This window comes from Bradyrhizobium sp. SZCCHNR1053 (assembly GCF_032381235.1).
GTDB lineage: Bacteria > Pseudomonadota > Alphaproteobacteria > Rhizobiales > Xanthobacteraceae > Bradyrhizobium.
Genome location: NZ_JAUHJM010000009.1, coordinates 205,731 through 223,412, shown reverse-complemented (window position 1 = coordinate 223,412; position 17,682 = coordinate 205,731). Strand labels below are relative to the sequence as shown.

Sequence of the window (17,682 nt, the reverse complement as noted above, 5' to 3'; positions counted from 1 at the left end):
ATCAACGAGATGGTAATGATATTCACTGCTCTTGGAACGTCACGGCGACAGCGGCCTTGGGGGACCCGTTTTAAGGGGGGCTGCAGCGCTCGTTCCGGGACTGCTGATTGGGGATCGAGCGCAGACGATGGGGTCCATCGACAGGTACATCTTTCGCACGACGCTGGCGTCGTTCGCGTTGGTCCTGGTCAGCCTCACCGGCGTGATCTGGATTACGCAGGCGCTGCGCGGCATCGACCTGATGACCAGCCAGGGCCAGACGATCCTGACCTTCCTTGGCATCACCGGGCTCGTGATTCCCTCCCTGCTCGGCGTCATCGCGCCGATTGCGCTGATGATCGCGGTCTCGCACACGCTGAACAAACTCGCGACCGATTCGGAGATCATCGTCATGAACGCGGCCGGCATGTCGCCGATCCGGCTGTTCGTGCCGTTCGCCTATGCCACCTGCGCGGTGGCCGTGCTGGTGACGGTGATCGCCGCCTTCTTCGCCCCCGACGGCCTGCGCCGGATCAAGCAGTGGGATGCCGAGATCACCGCCGACGTGCTCGCCAACATCCTGCAGCCCGGGCGGTTCGCGCAGCTCGACCAGAACCTGACCATCCGGATCCGCGAGCGCCAACCCGGCGGCGAGCTGTCCGGCATCCTGATCGACGACCGCCGCGACCCCAAGGAGCGAATCACGATCATCGCCGAGAAGGGCACCGTCGTGAAGAATGCCGACGGCTCGTTCCTGGTGCTCGAGGACGGCAATCTGGAACGCTTCGAGCTCGGCAAGCGCGAGCCGGCGATGGTCGCGTTCGCCCGCTACGCCTTCGACATGTCGAAGTTTTCGAATCAGGGCCGCGACGTCACGCTCGGCATCCGCGAGCGCTATCTCTGGGAGCTGATGGCCCCCGCCGAGAACGATCCGATCTACAAGCAGATCCCGGGACAATTCCGCCAGGAATTGCACGACCGCTTCCTGGCGCCGATCTATCCGTTCGCCTTCGCGGCCCTCACCTTCGCATTCCTGGGCGCGCCGCGGACGACACGCCAGAGCCGCAACTTCTCGTTCGGCAGCGCCATCCTCGCCGTGTTCGGCGTCCGCATGGCGGGCTTCGCCTGCTCGGTCATGACGGTGAAGACGCCGATGGCGGCCCTGGTGCAGTACCTCATGCTGTTCGGCGTGCTCGGCCTCAGCATCTGGATCATCATCGGCGGCGTGGTGGTCGAGCCGCCGGCGCGGCTGATGGAAGCCATCAACCGCTCGAACGCGCGGATCGCGCGGCTGTTCGGAAGGCCGGCCACCGCATGAGCATGGTCACCAACACGCTCGGGCGCTATTTCGCCGGCCGCTTCCTGGTCTCGGCGGTCGGCGTGTTCGCGAGCATCTTCATCCTGCTCGTGCTCGTCGACTACATCGAGATGGTGCGCAAGACCTCCGGGCTCGCCTCCGCCTCGGCGCTGATGGTGGCGGAGACGTCGCTGTTCCGGGTGCCGCAATTGCTCGAGAAGATGATGCCGTTCTGCGTCCTGATCGGCGCCATGACCTGCTATCTCGCACTGTCGCGCCGGCTCGAACTCGTGGTGGCACGCGCAGCCGGGGTCTCCGCCTGGCAGTTCATCGCGCCGGCGCTGGCAAGCGCCATCGTGCTCGGGCTGATGGCCACGACCCTCTACAACCCGATGTCGGCCAATCTGCGCGAGCTCTCCAAGCGCATGGAGGCCGAGCTGTTCGGCGCGGCCCCCGGCGGCGGCGTGCAGGATGCGGCCGGCTTCTGGCTCAACCAGATCAACCCGGACGGCTCCGTGATCATCAATGCCGCCCGCAGCGAGCAGCAGGGCGTCCGCCTGACCGGACTGACCCTGTTCCGTTTTGATACGGACAAGCACTTCAAGGAGCGAATCGAAGCCCGCGAGGCGACCCTCGAAGAAGGCCGGTGGGTCTTCCGCTCGGTGCGCCGATTCTCCCTCGATGCGCCCCCTGTCGACGAACCGACGTTCATTCTTCCGACCAGCCTGACGCCGGCGCAGGTCCGAAACAGCTTCTCCACCCCCGAAACTGTGTCGTTTTGGCAACTGCCGACATACATCCGTTCGTCGGAGAGCTCAGGCTTCGCGACCGCGGGGTACCGACTGCAGTATCATAAGCTGATCGCGCAGCCGTTTTTGCTGGCTGCGATGGTCATGCTCGCTGCGTCCGTGTCGCTCAGGTTCTTCCGAATGGGTGGCGTACAGAAAATGGTTTTGAGTGGCGTGGGCGCCGGGTTTCTGCTCTACGTTCTGTCGAAAGTAACTGAAGATTTGAGCAAGGCTGAGTTGATGAATCCGATCGCTGCGGCGTGGTTGCCGGTGTTCGTCGGCGGCCTCACCGGTTTCATGGCTTTGCTCTACCAGGAGGACGGCTAGTGTCGTTCGTTGCCGTCCGTCAGACAGCGCTCGCCGCGCTTCGGCAGCATGCCGTTGCGCGCCGCGGTTGCGTGCGCGTGCGTCGCGCCGGGTCTGGCGTGCTTGGATTCGTTTTGGCCTGCGGGCTCGGCCTGATGGTTGCGGCTGCGACCGGGGTCGTGGCGCCGAGTCCTGCCGCCGCGCAGGGCTTCACCTACAATCCGCGCCCGCCCAAGGCGCCGCCGCCGCGCGTCGCCAACGACAACCAGATGCTGGTGCAGGCGACCGAGGTCGATTACGACTACAACAACTCGCGCGTGTCGGCGGTCGGCAACGTGCAGCTGTTCTACAACGGCACCTCGGTCGAGGCCGACCGGGTGATCTACGACCAGAAGACCAAGCGTCTGCATGCGGAAGGCAACATCCGCATGACCGACGCCGACGGCAAGATCACCTACGCCAACAGCCTCGATCTGTCCGACGATTATCGCGACGGCTTCGTCGATTCGCTGCGCGTCGAGACCGAGGACCAGACGCGGATGGCGGCGACCCGCGCCGACCGCTCGAAGGGCAATTACACCGTCTTCGAGAACGGCGTGTACACCGCCTGCGCGCCTTGCAAGGACGATCCGAAGAAGCCGCCGCTGTGGCAGGTCAAGGGTGCGCGCATCATCCACGACCAGACCGAGAAGATGCTGTATTTCGAGAACGCCCAGCTCGAGTTCTTCGGCGTTCCCCTGGCCTACATCCCCTACTTCTCGACGCCCGATCCGACCGTGAAGCGCAAGAGCGGCTTCCTGATGCCCGGCATCACCCAGACCGGCGGCTACGGCTTCGGCGTCGACATCCCCTATTACTGGGCGATCGCGCCGGATTACGACGCGACCTTCACGCCGCGCATCACCTCCAAGCAGGGCGTGCTGCTGCAGACCGAATTTCGCCAGCGCCTCAGCAATGGCAGCTACCAGGTGCGCCTGTACGGCATCGACCAGCTCGACCCCCAAGCCTTCGCCGGCCAGCCCGGCAACCGCCAATTCCGCGGCGGCGTCGACACCAAGGGCCAGTTCGCGCTCAACGACAAGTGGGTCTGGGGCTGGGACGGCATCCTGCTGTCCGACTACATGTTCCTGTCGGATTACCGGCTGGCGCAGTACCGCGACCCGTTCAACTCGTTCATGAGCCTCCCGACCGAAGCGATCTCGCAGCTGTATTTGACCGGCGTCGGCAGCCGCAGCTTCTTCGACGTCCGGGCGATCCACTATCTGAGCTTCTCAGGCAACCAGCAGACCGTGCCGGTGGTCTATCCGGTGCTGGATTACTCGAACGTGCTGAACTACCCCGTGTTCGGCGGCGAGTTCAGCTACAAGACCAACTTCGTCAATCTGAGCCGCCAGACGGCGGTGTTCGACCCGATCACGACCACGGCCAACACCGCCGGACTGTGTACGACGGTATCCGCCGATCCGCGGGCGCGCCTGCCCAACCAGTGCCTGCTGCGCGCCACGCCCGGCACCTACACCCGCCTGACTGCGCAGGCGGAGTGGCGGCGGTCGTTCACGGATCCCTATGGCCAGATCTGGACGCCGTTCGCGATCCTGCGCGCGGATGCGATCAACGCCAACGTCTCGAACCAGCCGGGCGTGGGCAACTTCCTGCAGACCGGCGACACCCAGGCACTGCGGCTGATGCCGACGGTCGGCCTGGAATATCGCTATCCGTTCATCAACGTTCAGCCGTGGGGCACCACGACGATCGAGCCGATCGCGCAAGTGATCATCCGTCCGAACGAGACCTATGCCGGCCGGCTGCCGAACGAGGACGCCCAGAGCATGGTGTTCGACGCCAGCAACCTGTTCAGCGTCGACAAGTTCTCCGGCTACGGCCGCGTCGAGGGCGGCGGCCGCGCCAATGTCGGCGTCCAGGCGACGACGCAGTTCGACCGCGGCGGCACCATCAACGTGCTGTTCGGCCAGTCCTACCATTTGTTCGGGATGAACTCGTTCGCGGTGCAGGATGCCAACAACACCGCCATCGGCTCCGGCCTGGACAAGAACGTCTCGGACTACGTGGCGCGTGTCGATTACTCGCCGAACCGCACCTACACGTTCAGCATGCGCAGCCGGTTCGACCAGCAGACCCTGAACATCCAGCGCTTCGAGGCGGAAGCCAAGGCGAATTTCGACCGCTGGTCGGTGGCCCTGACCTACGGCAACTATGCCGCCGATCCGGCGCTCGGCTATCTCGACCGGCGTGAGGGCATCCTCGGCAGCGGCTCGGTCAAGGTGGCGCCGAACTGGGTCGTCACGGGTGCAGCGCGCTGGGATCTGGCAGCCAACAAGATCAACCAGTATGTGATCGGCGCCGGCTATGTGGATGATTGTTTCGTGCTGGCTGCCAACTATGTAACGTCGTATAATTATACGGCAGGCACCACTCCTCCCGTTCTGAGCCATGCCTATATGCTCCAGATCGGACTCCGGACGCTGGCCAATTCCTCGTCCACGGGAACCGGGGCTGGGGGCCTTCAGTAGCGCGCGCCAGTCTCCGACGGGCCGCTCCGTGGGGTTCGAAAGTCCCTCGTCGGGAGCCGTGGCGCGGTTTCCAGTTGGATCAATAGCGACAGCGAAGCTTGGTCATGACGATCGCGTTCTCTCCTCGCCTTCGGGCCCTGGCCATCTGCACTCTTGCCGCACTCGTCTGCGGCATCGGAACGATGTCGGCTCGCGCCCAGAGCATCGTCGTCATGGTCAATGGCGATCCCATCACGGACTATGACATCGAGCAGCGCACCAAGCTGAACTTCCTGAGCACTCGCAAGCATCAGTCCCGCCAGGAGATCATCAACGAGCTGATCGACGACAAGGTGAAGATCAAGGAGGGCAAGAAGTACGGCGTCGAGCCGACTGCCTCCGACGTCGACCAGTCGTTTGCCGGCATGGGCTCTCGCATGCGGCTCAACCCGGAACAGTTGACCAAATCGCTGGAGAGCCAGGGCGTGCGGCCGGAGACGCTGAAGGCCCGCATCAAGGCCGAGATCGTCTGGAGCAGCCTGGTGCGCGGCCGCTACAAGGAGCGGCTGCTCGTCTCCGACAAGGACGTCGCCGCGGCTGTCGCCGCCGCCGGCGGCGACGGCGATCAGCAGGGCCAAGCGTTCGAGTACAAGATGCAGCCGATCGTGTTGATCGTGTCGAACTCCTCGAACCAGGGCTTGATGGAGGCACGTCACAAGGAGGCGGAGGCGCTGCGCTCACGGGTGCAGACCTGCGCCGAAGCCAACAACATCTTCAAGACGACGGCGAATGCGGTCATCAAGGAGATCGTCGTCAAGACGTCCGCCGACATTCCGCCGAATCTGCGCAAGCTGCTCGATGACACGCCGATCGGCCACCTGACTCCGCCGGAAGCGACACGGCAGGGCATTCAGATGGTGGCGCTCTGCTCGCGGACTCCGACCACGATCGACACGCCGAAGAAGCGCGAGATCAAGGAGCAGATGTACACCAAGAAATACGAGGCCACCTCCAAGGCCTATCTGCAGGAAGTCCGCAAGGCGGCGATGATCGAATATCGCTGATGACGAAGCCGCTCGCGCTGACCCTGGGGGAACCGGCAGGCATCGGCCCCGACATCACCCTGCAAGCGTGGCTGCGCCGCACCGAGCTCGGACTCCCCGCCTTCTACGTGCGCGGTGATCCGGCCTTCCTGGCTCAGCGCGCCAAGCTGCTCGACCTCCCCGTCACTGTGGACGAGGTTCGTCCCGAACAAGCGGCGCAGGCGTTTGCGACCGCGCTGCCCGTGGTCTCCACCGGGCACGCCGTGACGGCCCTGCCGGGCCGCCCGGACATGACGAGTGCCGAGGCGGCCATCGGCTCGATCCGGGAGGCCGTGGCCGACGTGAGGGCCGGACGCGCCAGCGCCGTCGTGACCAACCCGATCGCCAAGGCCGTCCTCTACCGCGCCGGCTTCTCGCATCCCGGCCATACCGAATTTCTCGCCGAGCTCGCCGCCGATGGTGGAGCCACGCCACAGCCGGTCATGATGCTGTGGTCGCCTGTTCTCGCCGTGGTGCCGGTGACGATCCACGTCGCGTTGCGCGATGCGATCGAACAGCTGACGAGCCCGCTGATCACGTCGACGACGCGAATCGTCGCGGCGAGCCTGCGTCGCTATTTCGGCGTGGCGCGGCCCCGCATCGCCATGTCGGGACTCAATCCGCATGCGGGCGAGGACGGCACGCTCGGCGGCGAGGAGGACACGATCATCGCGCCGGCGATCGCGACGTTGCGCAACGCCGGGCTCGACGTGAAGGGACCGCTGCCGGCAGACACGATGTTTCATGAAGCTGCGCGCAAGACCTATGACTGCGCCATCTGCATGTACCACGATCAGGCACTGATCCCGATCAAGACTCTGGCGTTCGACGAGGGCGTCAACGTGACGCTCGGCCTGCCCTTCATCCGCACCTCGCCCGACCACGGCACGGCCTTCGACATTGCCGGCAAGGGCACCGCCAATCCGGCGAGCCTGATCGCGGCGCTCGAGCTCGCGGCGCGCATGGCCAGCCAGTCGTCATGAGCGCGATCGACGACCTCCCGCCGCTGCGCGAGGTCATTCGCGAACATCAGCTGTCGGCGCGCAAGGCGCTCGGTCAGAACTTCCTGCTCGATCTCAATCTCACCGCCCGCATCGCGCGGGCCGCAGGTCCCCTGGAGGACGCCACCGTGGTGGAGATCGGCCCCGGCCCGGGAGGCCTGACGCGGGCGCTGCTCGCGCTCGGCGCCCGCCACGTGATCGCGGTCGAGCACGACGAGCGCGCGATCCCGGCGCTGCAGGCGATCGCCGACCGTTACCCCGGCCGGCTCGAAATCGTCTGCACCGACGCCCGCACCTTCGACGTCCGGCCCTATCTCGGCAGCACCAAGGCGAAGATCGTTGCCAACCTGCCCTACAACATCGCCACGCATCTCTTGATCGGCTGGCTTTCCGTAGAGCCGTGGCCGCCCTGGTACGACATGATGGTGCTGATGTTTCAGCGCGAGGTCGCCGAGCGCATCGTCGCGCGCGAGAACGAGGACGCCTATGGCCGGCTCGGCGTGCTCGCCAACTGGCGCTGCGAGACCAAGATCCTGTTCGACATCTCGCCGTCGGCCTTCGTGCCGCCGCCGAAGGTCACCTCGTCGGTGGTGCGGCTGGTGCCGCGCCCTTCGCCCGAACCATGCGACCGCCGCGCGCTCGAGCAGGTCGCGGCCGCCGCCTTCGGCCAGCGCCGCAAGATGCTGCGGCAGAGCCTGAAGTCGCTGCCGGCGGATCCCGTGCGGCTCGCGGCCGCCGCAGGCGTCGATCCCACCCGCCGCGCCGAGACCATTCCGGTTTCCGGCTTTGTTGCCATGGCCCGCGAATTGACCAATAGTCGCAACGAGAACAAGTCTTAATCAACAAGCATTTCAGGGAGTTTCATCATGGCGTTGATGCGCCGTCAGTCGCTCGTCAAGTTCGATGCACCGCTGTGCGAGACGATCGTCGAGACGCCGAAGCCGCAAGGCCGGGAAGTTCTGGTTCGCATCGAGCGCTGCGGCCTGTGCCACTCCGACCTGCATATCCAGGACGGCTATGCCGATCTCGGCAATGGCAAGCGACTCGACACCACACGCGGCATGACCCTGCCCTTCACGCTCGGGCATGAGATCGCCGGCGTCGTCGACGAGGTCGGACCCGATGTGCCGAAGGAGCTGATCGGCGCGCGCCGCGCAGTGTTTCCGTGGATCGGCTGCGGCCAATGCCGCGATTGCGCCAATGGCGACGAGAATTTGTGCGCCAAGCAGCGCTTCCTCGGCGTCTCGATCGACGGCGGCTTCGCCACCCACGTGCTGGTGCCGGATGCGAAATATCTGCTGGAATACGATCCGCTGCCGGTCAACCAGGCCGCGACGCTGATGTGCTCCGGCGTAACGGCCTATGGCGCGCTCAAGCGCCTCGTGGATCGGCCGCGCCAGCGCAATCTGCTGCTGATCGGACTCGGCGGCGTCGGCATGATGGGCCTGTCGTTCGCGCAGGCGATGTTCAAGCAACCGATCTCGGTGGCCGACCTCTCGGCGGCCGCGCGCGAGACCGCGCTGAAGAATGGCGCCACGATGGCCTACGATCCCGCTGAGCCGGATGTCGTCAAGCGCATCCTCAAGGAGACCGAGGGCGGCTTCGACGAGGTCGTCGATTTCGCCGGCAACGAGAAGTCGATGGCCTTTGCGGTGTCCGTCGTCGCACGCGGCGGCAAGATCGTCGTCTCCGGACTGATGGGCGGCCAGTTCACCCTGCCGATGGTTCAATGGGTGTACAAGCGCATGACCATCGAGGGCTTCATGGTCGGCACGCTGACCGAGGCGCACGAGTTGATGGCGCTCGCGCGCGCCGGCAAGATCAAGCCGCCGCCGATGCGCGAGGAGCCGATGGCTGACGTACAGAAGTGGATCGATGCGCTGCGCGCCGGCCATGTGGTCGGACGTGTGGTGCTGACGAACTGATCCGTCGCCTGTTGCGACATCGGACGCGGCGGCGGTGCTGCACCGCTGCCGCTGCTGCCAATCATTTGTCCACAAACGCAGAGGTTGTCGGTGTGACGCCCTTGATCCTTGAGGGTGAAAAACCAGGTCCATCTTCACCGATGTGACCGATTTGGCGCGATAGCGCGGCCAAAATCGCGGCGCGATGCAAACCCTCTTGTGGGAAAAAAGCCGCACTCGGACACGAAAGGATCGAGACAGAATTAATCCGGAATTGCGGCTCATTGCCACCCAACTTGTCTCCGAGAACGCGCCGTTGCGTAAGCGTATCCGGAGTCTTCAATGGCAAGCCGAACGGCAGGAGTTGCATTTGCCATTGCTGCCGGAATCGCTGGCACCGTCGTGCTCGTGCTGCCGCGCGTCGTCTTCGCGGCGGAGGAATGTCTGACCGAGCCGACGGGAGAGAAGTCCGACGCGCAACGCTGGTACTATCGTTTCGATCGTGGCACCAATCGGCGTTGCTGGTATCTGAAAGACGCCAACGGCAACCCCCGTGACGCCGCGGCACCGATACGGGCGACGCAGCAGCCGGCTCCCTGGGACTTCGCACAGCCCGCTCCACCCAAACTGACGCCAAGACGCACCGATGGCCCGGTCGTTCGCACCAGCGATGCCCTCGCAGAAGCGCCGCAGCCGCGGCTGCGTACCGATCTCGCCGTGCGAGGCACGCCGAAGCCGCAGACCCTCGCCACACGGACGACGCTGACGGCGTCGGACGCCAGCCTGCCGCGCAGCCTCGATAGCTCGCCCTGGCCCTCTGCCCCGCCGCAACAGGCTGACCCGATTGCAGCCGATGCGCCGCCGCCGGCGATGGCCGACGACGGCAATGTGGAGCCGGACGCGAATGCGGCGCCGGCTGCCGACGGGCCGATCATCGCACCCAAGCCGAGCAAGCCCGAAGCGCCCATCCACGTGCTCATGCTCGTGGTGATCGGCGCACTCGCGATTTCAGGACTGCTGGCGAGCGCGCTCTATCGGCTCAGCCGGATGGGACGGCGGCAACGGCGCAACGGCAGCTGGCACGCGGACGCAGTACGGATGCGCCGTGGTCGCATGAAGCCACGGTCCAAGGCGCCGCAGGGCGGGATGCGTGCGAACCGCGGCAGCATGCCGGCGGCACCATCCCATCCAGGCGGCAGCCGCGGCTCTCAGCCGGCTTCGGCGCTCGACCTCGCCAGCGCGCGGCTGTCCGCTTCAACGGACCAGATCGACCCCCGTGCACAGCGACCGGCGCCGTCTCCCCAGCATCAGGATCACCCGGCCGTGGCCGCTCGCCGACGCGACCGGGACGCGGCTGCGGAGATGCAACGGTCGCAGTCCACCGACGCAGTGTGGCAGGCGGTCGATGAGCTGGTGGATCGCGCAGCGGTGCGCCGGGCTGAGCCTTCCGGGGCACAGGCGGCTGCGGCCAACGTGCAGCCATCGCCGGCTGCCGCAATTGCTCCATCGCCTGCTGCTCCGGCGCAAGCACAACTGACGGCTGCCCAGATGGCCGCGGCGCAGGCCGCTGCCACCAAGATTGCAGCAGCCCAGGCGAGCGCCGCTGCCGCAGCCGCCTCGCAACGCTCGCCGACCTATGCGGCGCCGACCGCACCCGCCGAGCCCTGGCCGGCCGCGCAGCGAGTTGAACCTGCGAATCCCATCCGCGTCCAGGCGGCCGCACCGATGCCGCCACCCGCACCGCCACCGACGCAGGCTGGCACGAGCGCCGCCCCACCCGCCCCTGTCGACGTCAGCGAAATCGTGTCGGCGCTGCGCAAGGCCCGCAGCAGCGAAGCCGCGTCCCCCTCTGCCGGCGCCCCGATCGACGCCGCCAAGGTGATTGCCGCGTTGCTGGTATCGCGCGCGGCCAAGCGGCGTACCACGCAACCCGGCGAGGCTGGCGATGCTCCGGCTGCAGCGGTCCTCGCTGAGACGGCTCCGCCAGCGCGTGAGGACGCGGCCCCCCAGACCACGCCGGCGTCGCAACATCTGACGGATCGTCTGCGTGGCGGCCAGCCGGCCGCTCAGCCCGTTCCCGCGATGCCCGATCAACCCACGCGCGCGCCGTCGACAGCACCAGCCGATCCAGCGGCCGCACTGATCGAGACGCTTCGCGCGCACGCGGCACGACAACCGGCCCCTCAGCCTGACGATGACATCGCCGTGGCCGGACCCGCGATGATGTCGGAGGCCCCTGCCGCCGAAGACGATGAGTTCGACGATCCCGCGGCGGCGCTGATCAACCTTCTGCAGTCGCGCTTTTCATTGCCCGAAGACGAGCTGGAGGCAGAGCCGCAGCAGGAGGAGCACGAGGAGTTCTCCGTCGAGGCTCAGCAGAACGTCGCGCACATGCATGATGATCCCGCGGCCCGACTGATGAGTCTCCTGGAATCGCGGTCGTCGATCCCCGCCGCGCTCCCCATCGACAGACCGCAGGCGCAGCGGGCGCAGCAGCAGCGCCCCCTGTTCGTGCCGACGCCGTTCGAGGACCCGGCGACCCCGCCGCTCGACTTCATTCCGCGGCCGCCGGCGCTGCGGCCGCGGCCGCGCAACATTCAGCAGGATGAGTCGCTCGACGGCATCCAGGACATCCTGGCGCGCCTCGGCCGACGGGCGTGACAGGCGCCTCAGCTTTCGAGCTGGCGCTGCAACTCGCGGACGAAGGTCGTCAATCCGGTCCGGCGCTCGCGCTTCAGGCGCTCTGCCTTGAGGATCGACTGCACCTCGGCAAACGCATCGTCGACGTTGCGGTTGATGACGATGTAGTCGTACTCCGCCCAATGGCTCATCTCGTGACTGGCGCGGCTCATGCGCCCGCGTATGACCTCATCGGAGTCCTGCGCACGCGTATGCAGCCGCTTCTCGAGATCGGCGGCGGACGGCGGCAGGATGAACACGCTGACGACGTCCTGCCGCGCCTTCTCGCGCAGTTGCTGCGTGCCCTGCCAGTCGATGTCGAACAGCACATCCTGGCCGCCGGAGAGCGCCGCTTCGACCGGCGCGCGTGGCGTGCCATAGCGGTTGTCGAACACGGTGGCCCATTCGAGCAGCTCGTTGCGCTTGGCCATGTCCTCGAAGCGCGCCCGGTCGACGAAGTGATAGTCGCGGCCGTCGATCTCACCGGGGCGCATCGGACGCGTCGTCGCCGATACCGACATCCGCAAGCCCGGCATGCGCTCGATCAGCAGGCGCGACAGCGTCGTCTTGCCTGCCCCCGAAGGCGATGACAGCACGAACATCAGGCCGCGCCGCTCGACCCCATCGAAGCTTCCGTCGTGAGCCGCCATGGATCACTCCAGATTCTGAACCTGTTCGCGGAACTGCTCGACCACGGTCTTCATCTCGAGGCCGATGTTCGTCAGCTCGATATCGTTCGACTTCGAGCAGGTGGTGTTGACCTCGCGATGGAATTCCTGGGCGAGGAAGTCGAGCCGGCGGCCGACAGGCCCGCCCTTGCCGAGCATCTCGCGCGCCTGCGCGATGTGCGAGGCAATGCGGTCGAGCTCCTCCCGCACGTCGGCCTTGGCCGCGATCAGCAGCGCCTCCTGCGCCAGGCGATCGGGATCGAAACGATCGGAGGTCTCGAGCAGGGCTGCCACCTGCTCGGCCAGCCGCGCCTTGATCGCCTCGGGCTTGCGGCCCGGCGATGCCTCCGCCTTTTTCGCCAGCGCCTCGATCTCGTCGACGCGCTGATTGAGGATTTGTCCGAGTGTGCCGCCCTCGCGCCGGCGCATCTCGACGAGATGCTTCAGCGCGGTCTCGAACGCCGCGATCGCCGCCTCCTTGGCGGCCTTGTCCTCGGCCTCGTCACTCTCCGGCTCCGCCACCTCGATCACGCCCTTGATCGACAACAGTCCATCGATGCTCGGTGCGACCGCGTCGATCCGGCCCGCAAGCGAGCTCGCCATCTTCACCACCGCAGCCAGCACGTCCTCGTTGATTCGCACCGTCGACCCGGTCTCGGTGCGCTTGACGGTGAGATTCGCATAGACGGTGCCGCGCGACAGGACTTCCGTTGCGCGCTTCTTGGCGAAGGCCTCGACCTCGTCCCAGCCCTGCGGCAACCGCACCCGGATGTCCAATCCCTTGGCGTTGACCGACTTCAACTCCCACTCGAACGAGTAGGGACCGCTTGCTCCGTGGCTACGGGCAAAGCCGGTCATGCTCGACAGCGCCATTTCGTACATGTCTCCGGCACATTGGGAACGAGGACAGACTCAGCCCCCGCCAAAAGTGCGCGAACCTTACGGCCTTTTGGGCAAATGTTAAGCCCGGTTCTGCGCGGCCGACATGCGTGGGAAATTATTGCTGAACGACCGGCGGGCTCGGCTGCGCCGCCCCCTGACGGGCGCCATTGCCAGGTGCGGCCCCCGGTGCAACTCCGCCGGTGGCGCGGTTGGCCGGCGGCTTCTTTGCCGCTGCGGGAGCCCGTGGGGCCGCCGGATCGGCCGCGCCGCCCGCGACGGCAGGCGGCGCCTCGTCGGGCTCGACCGTGTCGTTCTGGGTCTGCCGCTCCATCGCCCTGAGCTTGGCGACGTTCTTCTGGTGCAGGTCGTAGGTTTCAGTGAACGCATGGCCGCCGGTGCCGTCGGCGACGAAATAGAGATCGCGCGTGCGCGCCGGATTGGCCGTCGCTTCCAGCGAGGCGCGGCCGGGGTTGGAGATCGGTCCCGGCGGCAGGCCCTCGATCACATAAGTGTTGTAGGGCGACGGCTGGGTGATCTCGCTGCGCTTGATCGGACGGCCCAGCGTGCCCTTGCCGCCAACCAGACCATAGATGATGGTCGGATCGGACTGCAGCTTGATCCTCTGCTTCAGCCGGTTGACGAATACGGCGGCCACCCGGCTGCGCTCGTCGGGCTTGCCGGTCTCCTTTTCGACGATCGAAGCCAGCGTCACCAGCTGCTCCGGCGTCCTGACCGGCAGATCCGGACTACGCCGTTCCCAGATCTCGGCCAACACCCGCTTCTGCGCCTGCTGCATGCGCTGCACGACCTGGTCGCGGCTGGTGCCGCGCGGGAACTTGTAGGTCTCCGGCAACAACGTGCCTTCGCGCGGAATCTCGCGGACGCTGCCGGTGAAGATCTCGTTTTCGGACAGGCGGGCCACGATCTGCTCTGACGTCAGGCCCTCGGGCACGGTCACCGAATGCTGCACGACCTTGCCTTCGACGATGACGCCGATCACGTCGCGCAACGACGCATTCTTCTGGAACGCATACTCGCCCGGCTTGAGGTCGGAACTGGCCTTCAGGGCATAGACCCCACCAATGAAGATCCACGGATTGACGTCGATCACGCCTTCACGCGCGAGTACGTCGGCAATATCGCGTTTACCCGCGCGCTGCGGGATATTGACGATCTTGTCCTCCTGCAGCGGTCCTGCCGCTTCGAGGATCTGCCGTCCATAATAGTAGGCCGCGCCCACGCCGAGCATGGCCAGGATGAGCAAGGTGATGATCGCATTGCCGACCACCACGAACGGATTGCGGGCGCGGTCGGAGCGGCGCGGCGGCGGCGGCACGCGTTCCGGCTCCAGCGCTGCGCGCGGGCTGCGGGGTGAGATGGGCGGCCGTTCACTCATCGATGCAACCTTCAGTCCTGTCGCTCTCGTCGTGGCCGTGCGCTCCCCAACGCAAGCGACCTGAAGTCCACGCCCAATTTAACGATTCGTCATGTCGTCATCGAATACGGCGAAAAGGTGTTTTCGCCGGGCCTCACCGCCATGCGCATCCACTTACCGCATCGGCGCCGAAGGCCGACCTGCGAAGGACACGCGAAGTCTTGGGTTCTAGTGTGGCTGCAGTCGGATATCCACGTGACCAAGCGACAATCGGCCCGAGCGGCATCCGTCCTTCCGCACTAGTTCGCCACGCGCCGCAAAACCACCGACGCGTTGGTGCCGCCGAAACCAAACGAGTTTGACAGCGCCACGTTGATCTCGCGTTTGCGAGGCGCATGCGGCACGAGGTCGATCGCGGTCTCCACCGACGGGTTCTCCAGATTGATCGTCGGCGGAGCGATGTTATCCCGAATCGCGAGAATGCTGAAGATCGCTTCGACGGCGCCCGCAGCTCCCAGGAGATGACCGATCGACGATTTGGTCGAGGACATCGAGATCTTCGACGCGGAATTGCCGAGCAGACGCTCGACGGCGCCGAGCTCGATCTCGTCGCCGACCTGCGTCGAGGTGCCGTGGGCGTTGATGTAGTCGAGATCGGCTGCCGTGATGCCGGCACGCTTCAAGGCGGCACTCATGCTGCGAAAGCCGCCGTCGCCGTCCGGAGATGGCGAGGTGATGTGATAGGCATCTCCGGACAGTCCGTAGCCGGAGACTTCGGCGTAGATCCGCGCGCCGCGTGCCTTGGCGTGCTCATACTCCTCGAGCACGACCACACCGGCGCCCTCGCCCATCACGAAGCCGTCGCGGTCCTTGTCGTAAGGGCGCGATGCCCGCTCGGGCGTCTCGTTGAATCCGGTCGACAGCGTGCGCGCCGCGCAGAACCCGGCCATGCCGATTCGGCAAATCGGCGATTCGGTGCCGCCGGCGACCATGACATCGGCATCGCCGAGCGCGATCAGGCGGCTGGCGTCGCCGATCGCATGCGCGCCGGTCGAGCAGGCGGTGACCACCGAATGATTGGGGCCCTTGAGCCCGTGCTCGATCGAGACATAGCCCGAGGCGAGGTTGATCAGACGTCCGGGAATGAAGAAGGGCGACACTTTGCGCGGACCGCGCTCCTTCAGGAGGATCGCAGTGTCGGCAATGCCCGAGAGGCCACCGATGCCGGACCCGATCAACGTGCCGGTGGCGCAGCGGTCCTCTTCCGTTGCCGGATGCCAGTTGGCGTCATCGAGCGCCTGACGCGCCGCAGCCATCGCGAAAATGATGAAATCGTCGACCTTGCGCTGGTCCTTCGGCTCCATCCACTGGTCGGCATTGAAGGTGCCGTCGGAGCCATCGCCGCGCGGCACCTGACAGGCCACCTTGGCGGGAAGATCGGAGACATCGAACGACTCGATCAAGCGCGCACCGCTCTTGCCCTGAAGGATGCGCTGCCAGGTCGTTTCCACACCACAGCCAAGCGGCGAAACCATGCCAAGGCCAGTGACGACAACCCGCCTCATGTTCGTTTCTCCAGACCCGACCTTGAGCGCTTGTGGATCGGCTGACTGCCGTCGCCGCACCTCGGGTCAATTGTTCGAGTAACACGTTCTGGCCAGGCAGCGCGTCCGAATCGTCCGTCGCCGGCCGCCAGATGACGGCTCATCGCGACGCCGCCAACAGCAAGAAACCGGTCGACCGCACAAGACGGATCGGCCGGTTTCGCGCAACTTCGCTAGAGCGTCAGCTCTTGGCGTTCTTCTCGAGGAACTTGGTGGCGTCGCCGACAGTCAGGATCGTCTCCGCGGCGTCGTCCGGAATCTCGCAACCGAACTCTTCCTCGAAGGCCATGACGAGCTCGACCGTGTCGAGGCTGTCAGCACCGAGGTCGTCAATGAAGCTCGCGTTGTCGACCACTTTCTCGGGCTCGACACCAAGGTGTTCGACCACGATCTTCTTAACCCGCTCGCCAATCTCACTCATCGTTCAACCTCGTGCTTGTTCCTTTAAGACCCGACCCCCGGATGATCCGCATCACCCCGGCCGCTAAACTTCCTTCGCGATCGCGCAAAACCAGATTTGCCCCGCAGCGCCCCTTTACCGAAATTTGGCGGACGACTTGCGGTCCGAAAACTTCGGAAACGGGGCCACTCACAAACTCCAATCCACACTCTCCATGAGGCCGGTACGCCTCCGATCCAGAGCGCTCAAACAGAAACCCGGATCAGCAGCACCAGTCGACGGAGGCCCGGCGAACGATGGTAGCTCGCCCCGCCAATATACAGGGTTTGGAAATCCTGCAATGGCGTTCTTCGTGCCCCCATCAGCCGCCCGGTTACCATACACGCGAATCATTGACCACACGGCCCGGTATGGTGGTCGCGACGTCTTTTCGCCGCATTCCGAGCCGCGGCAGAGCCTAGATCATGGCCATGCCGCCATTGACGTGGATGGTCTGGCCCGTGACATAGGCCGCCTCGTTTGAGGCGAGGTACACCGCAGCTGCAGCAATGTCCTCGGGCGTGCCCAACCGCGCCGCCGGCACCTTGGCGAGGATCGACTCGCGCTGCTTCTCGTTCAACGCGTCGGTCATCGGTGTCTTGATGAAGCCCGGGGCGATGCAGTTGGCGGTCACGCCGCGCTTGGCATATTCGGCACCGAGCGTCTTGATCATGCCGATGATGCCGGCCTTGGACGCCGTGTAATTGCCCTGCCCCGGATTGCCGGTGACGCCGACGATCGAGGTGATCGCGATGATGCGGCCGAAGCGCTTGCGCATCATCAGCTTGGTGGCGGCACGCGAGAGGCGGAATGTCGCGGTCAGGTTGACCTTGATCACTTCGTCCCAATCCTCGTCGCGCAGCTGCACGAACAGGTTGTCGCGGGTGATGCCGGCGTTGGCGACGAGAATGTCGACCTGCCCCATGGCCTGTTCGGCGGCCGGTACCAGCGCCTCGACCTCGGCCGTATCCGACAGATTGCAGGGCAGCACGTGCACGCGGCTGCCCAGCTCGCCCGCGAGGGTCTCGAGCACCTCGCGCCGGGTGCCGGAAACGGCCACGGTCGCTCCCTGGGCATGCAATGCCTTGGCGATCGCATTGCCGATGCCGCCGGTCGCGCCGGTGACCAGCGCGGTCCTGCCACTCAGATCGAACATCAAACTCTCCTC

General features: G+C 65.8%; 14 protein-coding genes. 8 read left to right on the top strand and 6 right to left on the bottom strand.

Features of this window, described 5'->3' with window-relative positions:
- Positions 1-127 precede the first annotated feature (127 nt).
- From lptF to QX051_RS21325, 8 genes are all read left to right on the top strand, one after another.
- Positions 128-1,297: an LPS export ABC transporter permease LptF gene (lptF, locus tag QX051_RS21360; RefSeq protein ID WP_315749956.1), complete on the top strand. Its 1,170-nt coding sequence runs from the start codon at positions 128-130 to the stop codon at positions 1,295-1,297.
- Entirely contained in the window at positions 1,294-2,391 is a 1,098-nt protein-coding gene (lptG, locus tag QX051_RS21355; protein WP_315739410.1) for an LPS export ABC transporter permease LptG, read from the top strand. The genes lptF and lptG overlap by 4 nt, the downstream gene beginning before the upstream one ends.
- Positions 2,391-4,901, top strand: a complete 2,511-nt coding sequence (locus QX051_RS21350; protein ID WP_315777490.1) for an LPS-assembly protein LptD — start codon at positions 2,391-2,393, stop codon at positions 4,899-4,901. Before lptG ends, QX051_RS21350 begins: the two co-directional genes overlap by 1 nt.
- A 104-nt stretch (positions 4,902-5,005) precedes the next feature.
- Positions 5,006-5,944, top strand: a complete 939-nt coding sequence (locus tag QX051_RS21345; protein WP_315777489.1) for a SurA N-terminal domain-containing protein — start codon at positions 5,006-5,008, stop codon at positions 5,942-5,944.
- On the top strand, positions 5,944-6,945 hold the full coding sequence (gene pdxA / locus QX051_RS21340) for a 4-hydroxythreonine-4-phosphate dehydrogenase PdxA (RefSeq protein WP_315777488.1): 1,002 nt from the start codon (positions 5,944-5,946) through the stop codon (positions 6,943-6,945). Before QX051_RS21345 ends, pdxA begins: the two co-directional genes overlap by 1 nt.
- Positions 6,942-7,802 (top strand): 16S rRNA (adenine(1518)-N(6)/adenine(1519)-N(6))-dimethyltransferase RsmA, encoded by an 861-nt coding sequence (gene rsmA, locus QX051_RS21335; RefSeq protein WP_315777487.1) that lies wholly within the window; start codon positions 6,942-6,944, stop codon positions 7,800-7,802. Before pdxA ends, rsmA begins: the two co-directional genes overlap by 4 nt.
- Before the next feature lie 27 nt (positions 7,803-7,829).
- Positions 7,830-8,888, top strand: coding sequence for an alcohol dehydrogenase (locus QX051_RS21330; RefSeq protein ID WP_315777486.1), 1,059 nt, complete (start codon positions 7,830-7,832; stop codon positions 8,886-8,888).
- Positions 8,889-9,209: 321 nt separating this feature from the next.
- Positions 9,210-11,528, top strand: a complete 2,319-nt coding sequence (locus tag QX051_RS21325; protein WP_315777485.1) for a hypothetical protein — start codon at positions 9,210-9,212, stop codon at positions 11,526-11,528.
- Between the two features lie 8 nt (positions 11,529-11,536).
- Here the strand turns inward: QX051_RS21325 and gmk are convergent, their stop codons facing one another.
- The 6 genes from gmk to fabG all read right to left on the bottom strand — a co-directional run bounded on the left by gmk (position 11,537) and on the right by fabG (position 17,670).
- On the bottom strand, positions 11,537-12,196 hold the full coding sequence (gmk, locus tag QX051_RS21320; protein WP_315739402.1) for a guanylate kinase: 660 nt from the start codon (positions 12,194-12,196) through the stop codon (positions 11,537-11,539).
- Between the two features lie 3 nt (positions 12,197-12,199).
- The gene (locus tag QX051_RS21315) at positions 12,200-13,087 is read right to left on the bottom strand and encodes a YicC/YloC family endoribonuclease (RefSeq protein WP_315777484.1); all 888 of its coding nucleotides are present in this window, start codon (positions 13,085-13,087) and stop codon (positions 12,200-12,202) included.
- 124 nt (positions 13,088-13,211) lie between these two features.
- Positions 13,212-14,492, bottom strand: coding sequence for an endolytic transglycosylase MltG (gene mltG, locus QX051_RS21310; protein ID WP_315777483.1), 1,281 nt, complete (start codon positions 14,490-14,492; stop codon positions 13,212-13,214).
- A gap of 278 nt (positions 14,493-14,770) precedes the next feature.
- Positions 14,771-16,036, bottom strand: coding sequence for a beta-ketoacyl-ACP synthase II (gene fabF, locus QX051_RS21305; RefSeq protein ID WP_315739400.1), 1,266 nt, complete (start codon positions 16,034-16,036; stop codon positions 14,771-14,773).
- A 220-nt stretch (positions 16,037-16,256) separates the two neighbouring features.
- Positions 16,257-16,496 carry an acyl carrier protein gene (locus QX051_RS21300; protein WP_006610957.1) on the bottom strand — a complete coding sequence of 80 codons (240 nt, stop codon included), beginning with the start codon at positions 16,494-16,496 and terminating at the stop codon, positions 16,257-16,259.
- Positions 16,497-16,932: 436 nt separating this feature from the next.
- Positions 16,933-17,670 carry a 3-oxoacyl-[acyl-carrier-protein] reductase gene (gene fabG, locus QX051_RS21295; protein ID WP_315739398.1) on the bottom strand — a complete coding sequence of 246 codons (738 nt, stop codon included), beginning with the start codon at positions 17,668-17,670 and terminating at the stop codon, positions 16,933-16,935.
- Between the last annotated feature and the right edge of the window lie 12 nt (positions 17,671-17,682).